Origin of the sequence: Pseudonocardia sp. TRM90224 (assembly GCF_021245725.1) — a bacterium.
Taxonomy (GTDB): domain Bacteria; phylum Actinomycetota; class Actinomycetes; order Mycobacteriales; family Pseudonocardiaceae; genus Pseudonocardia.
In genome coordinates, this window is sequence record NZ_JAJGSX010000007.1 from 277,391 (window position 1) to 292,671 (window position 15,281).

Sequence of the window (15,281 nt, forward strand, 5' to 3'; positions counted from 1 at the left end):
AGCAGGTCATGGCTCGGACGACGACCTCGCGAGTGCGCAAGCGCGACGATCGCGCGGCGTACGTCTTCCTGCTGCCGTGGTTCGTCGGGCTGGTCGTGATCACGATCGGCCCGATGGCGATGTCGCTCTACCTCTCGTTCACCGATTACTCGATGCTCGCCCCACCGAACTGGGTCGGTCTGGACAACGTCGAGCGGCTGCTGACCGACGAGCGGCTGCACAACTCGCTGCGCGTCACGTTCACCTACGTGCTGGTCGGTGTCCCGTTGCAGCTCGCCGTGGCGCTGGCGGTCGCGGTGGTGCTCAACCGCGGGATGCGCGGCCTCGCGTTCTACCGCTCGGTCTTCTACCTGCCGTCGCTCCTGGGCGGCTCGGTGGCGATCGCGGTGCTGTGGAAGCAGATCTTCGGCAGCACCGGGCTGGTGAACGACGTGCTCGCGCTGGTCGGGATCGCCGGCCCCGGCTGGATCTCCGACCCGCGCACGGCGCTGTCGAGCATCATCCTGCTGCACGTCTGGACGTTCGGCGCACCGATGATCATCTTTCTGGCCGGGCTGCGGCAGATCCCGGAGATGTACTACGAGGCGGCGACGGTCGACGGCGCCGGCCCGTTGCAGCGGTTCCGGCGGATCACGCTGCCGATGCTCAGCCCGATCATCTTCTTCAACCTGATCCTGCAGATCATCGGCTCGTTCCAGGCGTTCACGCAGGCGTTCATCGTCTCCGGCGGATCGGGGGGTCCGTCGGACTCGACGATGTTCTTCACCCTGCTGCTCTACCAGCGCGGGTTCGGCGAGCTGGACATGGGTTACGCCTCGGCGATGGCCTGGCTGCTGCTCCTGATCATCACGATCTTCACCGCGGTGAACTTCATCGCCTCGCGCTACTGGGTGTTCCATGAGAGCTAGCAGCCTCGTGCGGCACGCCGTCCTGATCGTGGCCTGCCTGATCATGATCTACCCGCTGCTCTGGATGGTCGTCAGCTCGTTCCGGCCCGACGACCTGATCTTCCGGCAGCCGGGGTTGTGGCTGACGAGCCTCGACACCGTCAACTACCGGGAGGGCTGGTCGGCGCTGACCCGCCCGTTCAGCGTCTACCTCGCCAACTCGGCGGTGGTCGCGCTCGGCGCGATCATCGGCAACCTGGTCTCCTGCTCGATGGCGGCCTACGCGTTCGCGCGGCTGGAGTTCCGCGGCCGCAAGGCGCTCTTCGGCATCATGCTGTTGACGATCATGTTGCCGTTCCACGTGGTCGTCGTGCCGCAGTACATCCTGTTCTCCCAGTTCGGATGGGTGAACACGTTCTGGCCGCTGATCGTGCCGAAGCTGCTCGCGACCGACTCGTTCTTCGTCTTCCTGATGGTGCAGTTCATCCGCGGCATCCCGCGGGAGCTCGACGAGGCCGCCCGCATCGACGGCGCCGGGCACCCGCGGATCTTCCTCGCGATCATCCTGCCGCTGATGACGCCGGCGCTCGCGACGACGGCGATCTTCACGTTCATCTGGTCGTGGAACGACTTCTTCACGGCACTGATCTACCTGACCGCACCCGACATGTTCACGGTGCCGGTGGCGCTGCGGGCGTTCGTCGACTCGACCGGCAGCACCTCGTGGGGATCGCTTTTCGCGATGTCGATCGTGACGCTCGCGCCGGTCTTCCTCGCCTTCCTGCTCGGCCAGCGGTTCCTCGTCAAGGGGATCGCGACGACCGGCATCAAGTAGCCGTTCCGCACAAGGAGGTCCGGACATGCGCAAGGCTCTGACGGTGCTGATGACGGGGGTGCTGGCGGCGGCACTGCTCGCGATCGCCGGGAGCGGCGGCGCGGCCCCTGACCCGAACGCGCCGGCCGCGATCCGGTTCATGTGGTGGGGCGCCGACCAGCGGGCGAAGGTGACCACGGCGGCCGTGCGGGCGTTCGAGGCGGCGAACCCGGGCGTCGCCGTGCAGGTCGAGCCCACGACGTTCGACGGCTACTTCGACAAGCTCGCGACGCAGTTCGCCGCGAACGACGCCCCCGACGTCATCCAGTTGACCCCGGACAAGGTGCTGGAGTTCGCGGGCCGCGGCGCCCTGCTCGACCTCGCGTCGATCGACACGTCGAAGATCGACCCGCGGCTCGTCCAGATCGTGAAGACCGAACGCGGCCAGGCCGGCATCCCGGCCGGCATCGGCTCGCACGTGATGGTGGCCAACCCGCGCCTGTTCGTCGAAGCGGGCGTGCCGATGCCCGACGACACGACGTGGACCTGGGCGGACTACCGGCGGATCGCGCAGGAGATCACCCGCAGGACCGGCAAGGAGGGCGTCTTCGGCTCGCAGGCCTTCGGGATCTCCAGCAACGGCCTGTCCGTCTGGCTCAGCCAGCAGGGCAAGACCCTGTGGACGAAGGACGGGCAGATCGGCTACGAGGCGCCGGACTCGACCGGCTACTTCCAGCTGCTGAAGGACATGAGCGCGGAGGGCGGGCTGCCGACGCCCGAGCTGATCACCGAGGAGCTGAGCGCGCCGCTGGAGCAGTCGGGCATCGCGACAGGCCGATACGCGCTGGCCTACGCCGACACGAGCCAGTTCTCGTCGCTGGTCAAGGCCGCGGGCGAGGACCTGGAGCTGCTGCGCTTCCCCAGCCGGACCGGCAAGGCGGCCGACGCGAAGATGGAGGTGCGCTCGTCGATGTACTGGATCGTGCCGGCGCGCACCGAGCACGAGGCGGCGGCGAAGAAGCTCGTCAACTACCTGGTCAACAGCCCCGAGGCCGGCAAGCTCCTGCTCGGCGACCGGGGTGTGCCCACCAACTCCGCGGTCCGCGACGCCGTGCGCGCGCAGCTCGACCCGGCGAGCGCGGAGTCGGTCGCGTTCATCGAGGAGATCTCGCCGGAGGCCCGCGACTTCGTCCCGCGTGCCCCCGTCGGCGGCGGCAACCTGGAGGAGATCCTCAAGCGCCAGACGTCGGACGTGCTGTTCGGCCGGGCCACGCCCGCGGAGGCCGCACAACGGCTCATCGACGAGTCGCGGGCCGCGACCCGGCGCTGACGCCGGCACATCCAGCCGCGCGCGGGATGCGTGCGTTCCGCACGCGTGGGCAGGAAAGCCACTTTCAGGCCCTGTGAGGGCAGGAAAGTGGCTTTCCTGCCCTCCCCGGACGCCGAGGGTCACCACGAAACCCGCAGGAGCTCGATCGTGCGGACGAGCTGGTCGAGGTACTCGGGGCAGCCGGGGCACTCCGTGAGGTGCAGGACGAACTCCCGGTCGTCGAGCGTGCCTTCGAGGTGCTCGGTGACCAGCTCGGCGAACTCGGCGCAGGTCATGCGACCGCGGCCGCCGGGGCGGACCGCCGCAGGGCCGTCGCCGCCAGCAACGCGCCCACCAGAAGCGCGACGCCGGTGAGCAGCCAGCCCGCGGTGTGCACGCCGAACGCGGTGCTGACGACGCCGAACACCACCGAGAACGGGAGGAACACCAGCCACGTCAGCGAGCTGACGCCGGAGGCGACGCCCGCCCGCACCGTCGACGGGACGGCGTTGTGCACGAGCAGGCTGACGTGCACCGCGAGCGCCATCAGCAGCAGGCCGAGCAGCACCTGCGCGAGCGTGATCACGACGACGTGGGTCGCGACGGTCAGGGTGACGCTGCCCAGCGCGAGCAGGCCCGTCACGACCCCGAGCACGGCGGGCCGGTCGAGGTCGACCCGCCCGGCGAGCAGGCCGCCGAGGCCGAGCGTGGTCATCAGCGCGGCCCAGTACGGGCCGAACAGCACGGCCGGGGCGGCGATCGCGACGAGCCACAGCGGCCCGAACTCGAAGATCGACTGCATCAGCACCGCGCTGAGCACGGCCAGCACGATCACCGGGGCGAGCGATCGGGTTCGGGTCAGCACGCGCAGCGTCGTCGCCACGTGCTTGCGCAGCGGGGTGCGCTCGTCCGACCGGTGCAGGCGCGGCTCGCGGAACCGCAGGTAGGCGACGACGGACAGCAGCGCGAGCGGGATGGTCAGGAAGTACGTGGTCCGGGGCGAGAGCAGGCTCGCCACCCAGCCGCCCGCGAGCGAGCTCGCCACCAGCGCCGCGCTCTCGATCGCCCGCACGGCGCCGATCCGGCGCTCGAACCCGTCGCTGCCGCCGGTCTCCTCCAGGACGGTGTCGTAGACCATCGCGTCCAGCGTCCCTGAGTACATCGCGAAGTAGACGCCGAGGAACATCGCGCAGAACGCGTAGCTCAGCACGTCGTGGCTCAGCCCGCCGACCAACGCGCACGCCGCGAGCATCGTGCTCGCCACCACGAGCACGCCGCGTCGGCTCCACCGGTCGGCGAGGATCCCGGAGGGCACTTCCAATATCGGCACGACCGCGGCGTACGCGGCGGCCGCGAGCCCGACGGCCGTGGGGTCGAAGCCGATCTCGCTCATGAACAGCTTCTCGACGGGCGCCCAGAGCATGAAGCCCTGCAGCGCGACCCCGATGTGCAGCGGCAGCAGTCGGCGGCCCAGTCGACGGTGCAGGTTCACCGCCGGCGGTGAAAGTGTGGTCATGCAGGATGCAGTGACACGAACCCCGCCGGGCGTTACACGCCTTTCTTCCGGAACGCTGCCAGCAACGCCGCACGGCTCGGTTCGGGCAGCTCGGCGACGTCGTCGGCCGGCAGGTGGCCGAGCCGCTCGACGGTCGACCGGAACTGCGCGACGTAGGTCGTGCAGCCGTCGCACAGCGAGAGGTGCTCGACGACCCGCTGCTCGGTCGTGGTGTCGAGCGCGTCCTCGAGGAACGCGGTGACGAGCTCGGCCAGCTCGACACAATCCATGTCGCTCACGGCGCGACCCTCCCTTCCGCGGCGTAGAACTGCGCGAGCTCGTCCCTGACGAACACCCGCGCCCGATGCAGCAGCACCCGCTGGTTCCCGGCGCTGATGCCCAGTATCGAGCACACCTCCTCCGCGGTGTGCCCCTCGACGTCGCGCAGCACGATCACCACCCGCTGCCGCTCGGGCAGGCGCCCCACGGCGTTCGCGATCTGCGCCATCGACTCGGCCGCGAGCGTGCTCTGCTCCGGCGACGGCCACGGCGTCGGAAGCTCGCGCCAGTGCCCCGGGTACGGCTCGCCCGGACCCTGGAACCGGGCGGGATCGAGCGCGGGACCCTCCTCGTCGGGGGTCAGGCTGCTCCACGGGATGCTGCGGCTCTCGCGATCGCGCCGCCGCTTGGCCGTGTTGACCAGGATCCGGTAGACCCACGTCTTCAGCGAAGAGCGGCCCTCGAACTTCTCGACGCCTTCGATGACGGCGAGCCACGCGTCCTGCACGACCTCGGCCGCGGAATCGGGTGTCGAGACGAACGCCCGCGCGAGCCTGAGCATGCCGCCCGACCACGCGTCGAGCAGCAGCGCGAACACCGTCTCCTCGCCCGCGCGCAGGCCCGCGACCAGCACGTCGTCGGCGGGCAGCTCGGACATGGCGGAGATGGTGCCACGCATCGCCGACATTTCCCCGCAATCCAGGAGACCCTCGTCACGGGTCCGGCGTGAGTATGCGCTGTGACCAGGCGACGATCAGAAGTCCGGACATTTCAGCGCCGTCCCGGAGCACGGACACCGTATTGTCCTTCGGCCTGCGGGAACGCACGATGGTGTGGTGACCTCGACGCCGCTGCGCCCGCAGCCCGGCCGTGCCGCCCTGCGGCACGCCGATTCCGCGTCGATGGAGTGCTTCCTCTTCACCGGCCTCGAGAGGTTCTGGCCGTCCCGGCGCGGCCACGCGTTCGACGAGCTCTGTCGCTGATCACCGCTGTTCCCCGCCTGCACTGATCTGCGGCCGCGCACGGCTCCTCAGCCGTGACCACCACCAGCTCGTCCCGCCTCCCCTCGGAGTCACACCCCCATGCGTACCTTGATCATCTTTGCCCTCGTGGGCTTTGGCGCCCAGCTCGTCGACGGCGCGCTCGGCATGGCGTACGGCGTCACGTCGACCTCGCTGCTGCTGCTGGCCGGGGTGAACCCCGCGGCAGCGAGCGCGTCGGTGCACCTCGCCGAGGTCGGCACCACGCTGGCCGCGGGCGCCTCGCACTGGCGGTTCGGCAACGTCGACTGGAAGCTCGTGCTGCGCCTCGGCGTGCCGGGCGCGGTCGGCGCGTTCCTCGGCGCGACCGTGCTCTCCGCACTGTCGACGGAGGACGCCGCCCCGTACATGTCGGGCGTGCTGCTGGCGCTGGGCGTCTACATCCTGCTGCGCTTCTCGATCCGGCCGCCGCGGGTCTCGACCGCGCGCGTCTCGCCGCACCGCTCCAAGTTCCTCTCGCCGCTCGGGCTGATCGCCGGCTTCGTCGACGCCTCTGGCGGCGGCGGTTGGGGACCGGTCGCCACCCCGGCGCTGCTCACGGCGGGCCGCACCGCGCCGCGCACCGTCATCGGCTCGGTGGACACGTCCGAGTTCCTCGTCGCGCTGGCCGCGAGCGTCGGCTTCCTGATCGGGCTCGGCACCACGGTGCTCGACCCGTGGACGATCGGCGGGCTCCTGCTCGGCGGCGTGCTCGCCGCCCCGCTCGCGGCGTGGCTGGTCACGAAGATCCCCGCGCCGGTGCTCGGCACCGCGGTCGGCGGCATCATCATCCTCACCAACACCCGCACGATCCTGCGCGCGCTGGACATCACCGGCTGGGGGAGCACCACGGTGTACCTGGTCGTGGTCGGGGCCTGGGCGGCGGCGATCGCCATCGCGGTGTCGAAGCTGCGCAAGACCACGAAGGAAGCCGCTCCCGTCGCGGAAGAGCCCGTCGAAGTCGGCGCCTGAGCGCCTGCGAGCCATGCTCACCCGGCGGCGCGACCGCGACCACTGCCACACCGCGAGCGCACTCTGTCAGGTGGACCGCCCATCCCCGGTCCACCTGACAGGAGAGCCATGTCCACCCCTGCACCGACCCGCAACGACGTCCGCAAGCACATCGCCGACCGGCTGCTGACCTCGCTCGACGACCTGGTCCGCCGGCACCGCACGCTCGCGCTGCACACCGAGCACGTGGAGCTTCACGCGGAGCTCATCGCCGCGGAAGTGGCGCACGAACTGGCGCTGACGCGCACCGCGCTGCACCGGCACCCGCCGCTGCACTAAGCGTCGACGACGACGTTCTGGCTGTTGTGAGCGCTAACAAACAGCCAGAACGTCGTTGTCGACGGTCATCGTGGGGCCAGTTCCGCGGCCACCTCACGCAGCAGGGTCAGCAGCTTGCGCGCCGCAGGCGCCGGGGTGCGCGGCAGCACCGCGGCCACCCGGCGCGCCGAGCCCGCCCCGCGCAGCGGGCGCAGCACGACGTCGGGCCGCACGCCCTCCGCCGCCAGCGAGGGGACGACCGTCAAGCCGAGCCCGGCCGCGACGAAGCCCTGCTTGGCGGTCCACTCACGCACCCGGAACACGCACTCCGGCGCCGGGTCAGCCGCGGCGAACAGCTCGTCTGCGACGTCGGGGGCGCCTTGCACCCACCGCTCACCGGCCAGGTCCGCGAGCCCGACGGACGCCGCCGCGCTGAGCCGGTGCCCGCGTGGCATCGCAACCATCAGCGGGTCGCTCGCCAGCACGATCACGTCGGCGGGGAGGCGCCTGTCGAGCGGGGAGGCGAAGACGACCGCGAGGTCGAGGTCGCCTGCGACAACGGCCTCGGCGAGGTCGACGCTGCCACCCTCGCGGAACCGCAGCTCGACATCGGGATTGCGCTGCTCGAGGCGGGCCAGCGCGCGCGGCACGAGCGCGGCGTTGCCGGTGGGCACGGAGCCGATCCGGACCGGGCCCGCGGCGCCGGCGCGGACGGCGTCGACCGCCGCCTCGGCGTCCTCGACCGCCCGCAGCACGGTGCGTGCGTGACGGTTCAGCACCTCCCCGGCCGCGGTTAGCCGCACCCCGCGGGCGTCGCGGTGGAAGAGCGCGACCTCCGCCGCCCGTTCGAGCGCCGCCACCCGCCGCGAGACCGCCGACTGCGTGTAGCGAAGGCGCTGCGCCGCCGCCGTGAACGAGCCGCCCTCGGCAACCGCGACTAGCAATCGCAGGTCGACCAGATCCATGTTCACCGGGAATGGCTGCCCTTCCGAATCATCGCTACTCGCATACCTGAAGCGGACCTACCGTAGCGGCGTGAGCAGCATGACGATCGGATTCTTCCTGCACAACGAACACCTCGCGACCGACCCGGCGCTGGCGGCCGAGGTCGCCGTCATGGCCGAACAGCTGGGATACGACTCCTTGTGGGCGCCCGAGCACGTCGTCGTGCCGAGCCCGCGGGTCGCCCCCTCCCCTATGGAACCCGACGATCCGATCCTCGACCCGCTGGTGGTGCTGGCCCACCTGGCCGCGCGCACGACCACGATCCGGCTCGGCACCGGCGTGATCGTGCTGCCGCAGCGCAACCCGCTGGTGCTGGCCAAGCAGGTGGCGAGCCTCGACGTGCTCTCCGGCGGCCGGGTGCTGCTCGGCGTCGGCGCCGGCTACCTCGAGCCGGAGCTGCGTGCGATCGGCGTCCCGCTCGACGAACGCGGCGCGCGCACCGACGAGTTCGTCGCTGCGATGCGCGCGCTCTGGACGGCGGACGGGCCGGTCGCGTTCGCCGGCACGACCGTCGCGTTCGAGGGCGTCGCGGCGCGGCCCCGACCGGTGCAGCGGCCCGTCCCGCTCGTGGTGGGTGGCGAGAGCGGGGCCGCGCACCGGCGAACCGCACGGGACGCCGATGGCTGGTACGGGTTCCGGCTCTCCCCGGAAGCCGTCGCTGAGCAGGTGGGCGCCCTGCGGGCGGCTGCGGCCCGGATCGGACGGGAGCGTCCGGTCCACATCTCCGCGACACCCGACCGCAAGCTCGACCCGGCGACCGTCGCGGAGTACGCGGCCGCCGGGGCGCAGCGCCTGATCGTCGCCGCGCCGCCGAACATGGCGCCGGACCGCCTGCTCCAGTTCGTCGAGGCGAACAGCCCCGGGATGCTCGACGCAAAGCGTGCGTTCCGCACGCAAGGGCAGGAAAGCCACTTTCAGGCCCTGTGAGGGCAGGAAAGTGGCTTTCCTGCCCTCCACACGCACCCCGCCCGCAGCAGCTAGAGCCGTGGGTCCACCGGCTGCGACTCCAGCGCCAGCACGGCGAAGACGCACTCGTGCACCCGCCACAGCGGCTCGTCGCGGGCCAGCCGGTCGAGCGCCTCGATGCCCAGCGCGTACTCGCGCAGGGCGAGTGAGCGCTTCGTCCCGAGCTTGCGGGCGCGCAGGCGGTCGAGGTTCGACGGCGCGGTGTAGTCGGGGCCGTAGATGATCCGCAGGTACTCCCTGCCGCGCACCTTGACGCCCGGCTGCACCAGCCCGCCGCGCGCGCCACGGGTGAGGTTGGTCATCGGCTTCACGACCATGCCTTCACCACCGGCGCCCGTCAGCTCGTCCCACCATGCCGTTGCGGCCGCGGTCGAGCGCTCATCGGTCGTGTCGACGACCACCGTCGCAGTGCGCTTGAACAGCACCGGGTCGGCCTCGACGAGCCGGTCGGCCAACGCGATGTGCCAGCTGTGCGGCCGGGTGTGGAAGGCCGCGCCTTCTGCGGCGAGCACCTGGAACGGCGCGAGCTGCACTCCGCGCAGCCCGTCGGTCGGCCAGCAGTAGCGCCGGTACGCCGCGCGGAACGCCGTCGCCGCGTCGACGCGGGTCCGGATGCCGGCGGCCAGCTCGCCCACGTCGACGCCCCGCGCCGCCGCGGCCGCGAGCACCCCGTCGGCCGCTCCGAGCCCGACCTGCGCGGCCGCACCGACCGCCGCGTACTGCTCGCGGATCAGCCCGCCCGCCTTCGCGCTCCACGGCAGCAGCTCGGCGTCGAGCAGGAGCCAGTCGGTCGCCAGCTCGTCCCACAGCCCCGCGGCGGTGACGGCCGCGCGCACGCCGTCGAGCAGCTCGCCGGTCAGCTCCGACCCGAAGAACGGCCGGCCGGTGCGCGTGACGACGACCCCGCCGCCGTCGATCCCGAACCGGCGCGCGCCCGACTCCTTGCAGACGAGCACGACCGCGCGGGAGCCCATGTGCTTCTCCTCGCACACGACCTCCTGCACGCCGGCGTCCCGGAACCCCCCGAACGCCTCCTGCGGGTGCTCCAGCACACCGGGCAGCGTCGAGGTCGCGGTCGGCGCCATCGTCGGCGGCAGGTACACCAGCCAGCGCGGGTCCACCGCGAACCGGCTCATGACCTCCAGCGCGGCCGCGGACTGCTCCGCGGTCACCGTCACGTTGCCGTGGTGCTGTGCGGTGACGATCCGCTTGCCGGTGACGTCGGCGATGTCGAGCACGTCGGGCTCGCGAGGGCTCGGCGCGTCGGGCACGAGCGGGCGGGCCGGCTCGTACCAGACCTGCTGCGCATCGACGGAGACGATCTCGCGCTCGGGGTAGCGCAGCGCCGTCAGCGCACCGCCGAAGACGGCGCCGGTGTCGAGGCAGATCGTGTTGTTGATCCACTCGGCTTCCGGTACCGGCGTGTGCCCGTAGACGACGGTCGCGCGCCCGCGGTACTCGTTCGCCCACGGGTAGCGGATGGGCAGGCCGTACTCGTCGGTCTCGCCCGTCGTGTCGCCGTAAAGGGCGAAGCTGCGCACCCGCGACGACGCCCGGCCGTGGAACCGCTCCGGCAGCCCGGCGTGCGCGACGACGAGGCTGCCGCCGTCGAGGACGTAGTGCGCGATCAGCCCGTCGCAGAACTCCAACGCCTGCTTGCGGAACTCCTCGTCCTGCTCGCCCAACTGCGCCAGCGATTCCGCCAGCCCATGCGTGACCTGCACCTTCCGCCCCGAGAGCGAGCGGACGAGCTTCTGCTCGTGATTTCCGGAGACGCAGAACGCGTCGCCCGCCGCGACCATGCCCATGGCCAGCCGCAGCACGCCGGGGGTGTCCGGGCCGCGGTCGACGAGGTCGCCGACGAACACCGTCCGCCTGCCCTCCGGGTGGTGCGCGCCGATCGCGCGGTCCGCACCGTCGCGGGTGATCGTGTAGCCGAGCTCGCCGAGCAGCTGCTCCAGCTCGATCCGGCAACCGTGGACGTCGCCGATCACGTCGAACGGGCCGCGCTCCTCGCGCTTGTCGTTCAGGAGCGGCTCGATCTCGATCCGCGCCGCCTCGACTTCCTCCACCGAGCGCAGCACGTGCACCCTGCGGAACCCCTCGCGCGCCAGCCCGCGCAGCGACCTGCGCAGGTCGGCGCGCTGGCGGCGGATCACGTGCGGCCCGAAGTCGCGGTCGGGACGCTCGACGTTGCGCGCCTGGCAGACCGCCTCCGGGAGGTCGAGCACGATCGCCACCGGCAGCACGTCGTGCGCGCGGGCCAGCGCCACGAGCGGCGCTCGCGACGACTGCTGCACGTTGGTCGCGTCGATGACGGTGACCCGTCCGGCGTCGAGCCGCTTGCCCGCGACGAAGTGCAGCGCCTCGAACGCCGGCTGCGTCGCGGACTGGTCGTTCTCGTCGTCGGCGACCATCCCGCGGAACGTGTCGCTGGACAGCACCGCCGTCGACGGGAAGTGCGTGCGCGCGAACGTCGACTTGCCCGAGCCCGAGGCGCCGACCAGCACCACGAGCGCCATGTCGGGGATGCGCAGGATGCTCATCGCGAGAACACCGCCATCTGCGTCGGCGGGCCGACCTCGGGGTCGTCCGGCCCCACCGGGACGTACCGGACCGCGTAGCCGTTGCGCTCCGCCACCCCCGACGCCCACTCCCCGAACTGCGCGCGCGTCCACTCGAACCGGTGGTCGGTGTGCCGGAACCGGCCCGGCTCCAATGTCTCGTACCGCACGTTGTGCTCGACGTTCGGCGTGGTCACGACCACGGTCGCGGGCTGGGCCGCACCGAACACGCTGCGTTCGAGCGCCGGCAGCCGCTCCTCGTCGACGTGCTCGATCACCTCCATCAGCACCGCCGCGTCGAAGCCCGCAAGCGAGCCGTCGACGTAGGTCAGCGCCGACTGGCGCAGCGTCAGCCGTGCCCGCTTGTGCTCCGACATCCGGTCGAGGTGCAGCCGCCGCTCCGCGAGGGCGAGCGCGGTCGAGGAGACGTCCACGCCGACGATCTCGGTGAACGACGGGTCGCCGAGCAGGTCGCGCAGCAACGCCCCACCACCGCAGCCGAGGTCCAGCACGCGGCGCGCGCCGGCGGCGCGCAGCACGGCGAGCACGCTGCCCCGCCGCAGAACGGCCAGCGGCTCGCGACGCTCCGGCTGCTCGTCCTGCTCGTCCTGCTCCGGATCCACGACGGCGTTGTCGATCGCCTCCACCGCCGTGTCGTCGGCCTCCGCGAGCCGTTCCAGCGCCGAGCGCACGAACGAGCGGCGGTGCGCGAGGTAGCGGCGGCTGATCAGCTCCTTCTCCGGGTGCCCCGGCAGCCAGCCCGCGGCGACCCGCAGGAGCTTCTCGACCTCGTCGGGCCCGATCCAGTAGTGCTTGCTGCCGTCCAGCGCCGGGATCAGCACGTACAGGTGGGTCAACGCGTCGGCCAGCCGCAGCACGCCGGTCAGCGTGGTGTCGCGGTAGCGCGAGTCGCCCCACTCGGGGAACTCCGGGTCGAGCGGGACGGCCGTCGACTCGACGGTCCAGCCCAGCGGCGCGAAGAGACGTTCGATCATGCTGCCGTCGCCGGGGCACGGCAGCGTCGGCAGGTGCACGGTGAGCGGGATCGGGGTGTCCACCAGCTCGGGGCGGGCCGTGCAGCGGCCCTTCATCGCCGAGGAGAACACCGAGCCGATCGCGACCGCCAGCATCGAGCCCGCGACGTAGGGCCGGTCGTTGACGTAGCGCCCGAGCGTGAACCCGTCGTTGCCCTGCCGGCCGCGCACCAGCGCGACCGGGTCGACGTCGAGCATCAGCGCCGCCGTGCACGTGTCCGGGTCCGCTTGTGGGTAGAACACGTGGGCCGTGCCGGCCGAGACGGGAAACGCCTGTACCCGATCGGGGTGCTTGTGCAGCAGGAAGCCGAGGTCCGTCGCCGGCTCGGCGGTCGTGGTCAACGTCAACAACACGCGGCGAGTCTGCCGGACCCGCCCCGAACTTCCCCACCGTTTTGCCGACTTGCACGGCCTGGGAGGCGTGCAGGTTGGCAAAACGGTGGGGAAGTTTCGGTTACGCGGCGGCGGCCGCCGAGGCAGGCAGGCTGCGCAGCACCGCGCGTGCGACCGCGTCGTTGTAGCGCAGGCTCTGCGCGTTCATGCCCGGCCTGGTGAACGCGCCGCCGGGCTTGACGGCGGTGTGCGGGCCGACGGCGAACCGGCGCGGGTGCACCGCACCGGTCGCGTCGACGAGGGCCCCGTCGGCATGCCGCACCCTGATCAGCCCGGTGCTGCCCAGCAGCGTGCCGTCGGTGTCGACGAGCACGTCCTCGCTGATGGCGCCTTCGCACAGGAGGCTCGCCAGCAGCGGGTCGGTGGTGCGCGCGACGCTCGGCTCCGGCAGCCGCGCGTCGACGAGCACGTCGGCCGTCAATGGCTCCGCACCGGGCAGCGACGCGCTCCCGGCGACGAACCGCCCGTCCACGACGTCGACCCACATCCCCGCGCCGAGGAACCGGACGAACCCCGCCCGCGAGAGGGCAAGCAGCTGGCGGACGCGGAACCCCGGCGGCCCGCTCGCCACACCGTTGAAGAACCCGTTCCACCACCGCAGGTCGACCGCACGCGAGCGCGCCGACAGCACCCCCGTCCCTGCGAGCCTGCTGATCTCCGCGTACACCGACAGCATCGCGACGAACGCACCGAGGTGCGGGGTGTGCGCGGGGTCGACGTGCTGGCGCAGGTCCTCGGCGATCCGCTCGCGCACCAGCGGCTGCAGCGCGGCGAGATCGGGTGCCGTCACGCCGTCGAGCGGGCGGTCGAGCGCGGCGAAGTTGATGCGGTCGACGGGGTCCGGGACGCCCGCGGTGATCAGCTCGGCCATCGCGGGCGAGCCCCACTCATGTTCCGCGAACCGCTCGGCGAAACCCGCCCACGGCAGCGCGACCCGATCCGGGTGGCCGAGGAACAGCTCGTGGTACCAACCCCACGCGATCTCCTTGGCCATCAGCGGCCACACCTGTTCCCGCAGGTCGACGGGGGCGTGCGCGGCCACGATGGCGTCCACCGCGGCGCGTGGCAGGAACCGCGGCAGCGGTGGACGACCGGCGCGCAGGCCGTAGTGCGTCTTCGAGTGGTAGGGCGCACCGCGCGGCGAACCGGCCACCAGCACCGGCTCCGCGCCCGACGGGACGTAGCGCAGCTCGTCGCCGTCGTTCTCGAAGCGGCCGCCCCGGCCCTCGAACAGCAGCACGACGAGGTCGATGAACGCGAGCCCCATCCCGCGCACGAGCACCGTCTCGCCCGGCGCGATGACCGAGAGGTCGGTGTCGGTCGTCTGCTCCGGCGGGAGGTAGCGCAAGCCCTGCTCAGCGGCCCGGCCGGCGAGGGCGAGCTCGTCGGGCGGCATCGCCGCGTCGAGGTGGCCGGAGGCGAGCACGACGGTGTCGGCCGGCAGCGGCGGCGCGCCGTCGAGGTGCACGAGCTGACGGCCGCGCTCCTCGGAGAGCCCGGTGGCGCGCCTGCGGTGCACGTGCACCCGCATGCCGTCGGGCAGCCGCGCGACCAGCTCGCCGAACACCCACTCGAGGTAGACGCTCTGCAGCCGCCTGCTCGGGAACGTCGTGGCGGTGACCGCCCGCAGCTCGGCGCCCAGCGCGGGCTCCATCGCATCCGGGTCGGCGTGGTCGCGCGTCCACTCCCAGAACGACGGGCCTGGCCGGATCGGGCCTTCGCACTGCACGGTCTCGTCGGTGAAGAGCGTGACGTCGGCCGCCATCGAGTTCATCGCCAGCAACGGCGACTGCTCGGCGCGCCAGATCCGGCCGGCCCCGGCCGGGTACGGATCGATCAGGTGCACGTCGAGACCGCGGCCCGCGAGCGCGGGCCCGTACAGCTCGGGGGCGTTGGCGGCGATCCGTTCGAGCAGCCCCGCACCGCGGGGACCGGCACCGACGATCACGATGCTGGAGGGGGTCATGGGTTCCTCTCGGGCAGCCGGACACGGACGTCCGGCGGCTCAGAGGGCGGCGCAGGTGCGGCAGAAGTCCACGTGCCGGCGGCTCGCGAGATGCATCCCCACGGACCAACCGTAGATCGGGCCGTGCGGCGAGGCCAGCGGCACGTCGTCACATCGGTGTTGACCGTCGCCCTGAGCGGTGTTGTGGTGGGAGGCGTGTCGGTCATGGTTCCGCTGGTGATGCGGCGGCACGTCGACTTCGGACGGGTCTGGTCGGCGGGGTGTCCGGGCTCCTGAGCCCG

General features: G+C 72.0%; 15 protein-coding genes. 7 read left to right on the top strand and 8 right to left on the bottom strand.

Annotated elements, in window-relative coordinates:
• Positions 1-8 precede the first annotated feature (8 nt).
• From LL648_RS14160 to LL648_RS14170, 3 genes are read left to right on the top strand one after another with little or no spacing between them, the layout of a single operon-like run.
• Positions 9-908, top strand: coding sequence for a carbohydrate ABC transporter permease (locus tag LL648_RS14160; RefSeq protein ID WP_232662979.1), 900 nt, complete (start codon positions 9-11; stop codon positions 906-908).
• A complete protein-coding gene (locus tag LL648_RS14165; protein WP_232662980.1) occupies positions 898-1,722 on the top strand; it encodes a carbohydrate ABC transporter permease in 825 nt (274 codons plus the stop codon). The genes LL648_RS14160 and LL648_RS14165 overlap by 11 nt, the downstream gene beginning before the upstream one ends.
• 25 nt (positions 1,723-1,747) lie before the next feature.
• The gene (locus LL648_RS14170) at positions 1,748-3,031 is read left to right on the top strand and encodes an ABC transporter substrate-binding protein (RefSeq protein ID WP_232662981.1); all 1,284 of its coding nucleotides are present in this window, start codon (positions 1,748-1,750) and stop codon (positions 3,029-3,031) included.
• A 119-nt stretch (positions 3,032-3,150) separates the two neighbouring features.
• Here the strand turns inward: LL648_RS14170 and LL648_RS14175 are convergent, their stop codons facing one another.
• The 4 genes from LL648_RS14175 to LL648_RS14190 are packed head-to-tail and all read right to left on the bottom strand — an operon-like array spanning position 3,151 to position 5,442.
• A complete protein-coding gene (locus LL648_RS14175) occupies positions 3,151-3,306 on the bottom strand; it encodes an anti-sigma factor family protein (RefSeq protein ID WP_232662982.1) in 156 nt (51 codons plus the stop codon).
• Positions 3,303-4,526 carry an MFS transporter gene (locus LL648_RS14180; RefSeq protein WP_232662983.1) on the bottom strand — a complete coding sequence of 408 codons (1,224 nt, stop codon included), beginning with the start codon at positions 4,524-4,526 and terminating at the stop codon, positions 3,303-3,305. The genes LL648_RS14175 and LL648_RS14180 overlap by 4 nt, the downstream gene beginning before the upstream one ends.
• A gap of 32 nt (positions 4,527-4,558) precedes the next feature.
• Entirely contained in the window at positions 4,559-4,795 is a 237-nt protein-coding gene (locus tag LL648_RS14185; protein ID WP_232663104.1) for an anti-sigma factor family protein, read from the bottom strand.
• A 5-nt stretch (positions 4,796-4,800) separates the two neighbouring features.
• A complete protein-coding gene (locus LL648_RS14190; RefSeq protein ID WP_232662984.1) occupies positions 4,801-5,442 on the bottom strand; it encodes an RNA polymerase sigma factor in 642 nt (213 codons plus the stop codon).
• A gap of 178 nt (positions 5,443-5,620) precedes the next feature.
• Here LL648_RS14190 and LL648_RS14195 point away from each other — a divergent pair, with 178 nt between their 5' ends.
• The 3 genes from LL648_RS14195 (at position 5,621) to LL648_RS14205 (ending at position 7,093) form a co-directional block, all read left to right on the top strand.
• On the top strand, positions 5,621-5,767 hold the full coding sequence (locus tag LL648_RS14195; protein ID WP_232662985.1) for a hypothetical protein: 147 nt from the start codon (positions 5,621-5,623) through the stop codon (positions 5,765-5,767).
• A gap of 126 nt (positions 5,768-5,893) precedes the next feature.
• Positions 5,894-6,775 carry a sulfite exporter TauE/SafE family protein gene (locus LL648_RS14200; RefSeq protein WP_308190320.1) on the top strand — a complete coding sequence of 294 codons (882 nt, stop codon included), beginning with the start codon at positions 5,894-5,896 and terminating at the stop codon, positions 6,773-6,775.
• A gap of 108 nt (positions 6,776-6,883) precedes the next feature.
• Complete coding sequence (locus LL648_RS14205) at positions 6,884-7,093, top strand: hypothetical protein (protein WP_232662987.1); 210 nt, start codon at positions 6,884-6,886, stop codon at positions 7,091-7,093.
• Positions 7,094-7,158: 65 nt separating this feature from the next.
• On the opposite strand, the gene LL648_RS14210 is transcribed toward LL648_RS14205, so the two are convergent.
• Positions 7,159-8,037, bottom strand: a complete 879-nt coding sequence (locus tag LL648_RS14210; protein WP_232663105.1) for a LysR family transcriptional regulator — start codon at positions 8,035-8,037, stop codon at positions 7,159-7,161.
• A 79-nt stretch (positions 8,038-8,116) separates the two neighbouring features.
• On the opposite strand from LL648_RS14210, the gene LL648_RS14215 reads away from it, so the two are divergent.
• Positions 8,117-9,004, top strand: a complete 888-nt coding sequence (locus LL648_RS14215) for an LLM class F420-dependent oxidoreductase (protein ID WP_232663106.1) — start codon at positions 8,117-8,119, stop codon at positions 9,002-9,004.
• Positions 9,005-9,054: 50 nt separating this feature from the next.
• On the opposite strand, the gene LL648_RS14220 is transcribed toward LL648_RS14215, so the two are convergent.
• From LL648_RS14220 to LL648_RS14230, 3 genes are all read right to left on the bottom strand, one after another.
• A complete protein-coding gene (locus tag LL648_RS14220; protein ID WP_232662988.1) occupies positions 9,055-11,589 on the bottom strand; it encodes a polynucleotide kinase-phosphatase in 2,535 nt (844 codons plus the stop codon).
• The gene (locus LL648_RS14225) at positions 11,586-12,995 is read right to left on the bottom strand and encodes a 3' terminal RNA ribose 2'-O-methyltransferase Hen1 (RefSeq protein WP_232662989.1); all 1,410 of its coding nucleotides are present in this window, start codon (positions 12,993-12,995) and stop codon (positions 11,586-11,588) included. The genes LL648_RS14220 and LL648_RS14225 overlap by 4 nt, the downstream gene beginning before the upstream one ends.
• A gap of 100 nt (positions 12,996-13,095) precedes the next feature.
• The gene (locus LL648_RS14230; RefSeq protein WP_232662990.1) at positions 13,096-15,000 is read right to left on the bottom strand and encodes an FAD/NAD(P)-binding protein; all 1,905 of its coding nucleotides are present in this window, start codon (positions 14,998-15,000) and stop codon (positions 13,096-13,098) included.
• Positions 15,001-15,281 lie beyond the last annotated feature (281 nt).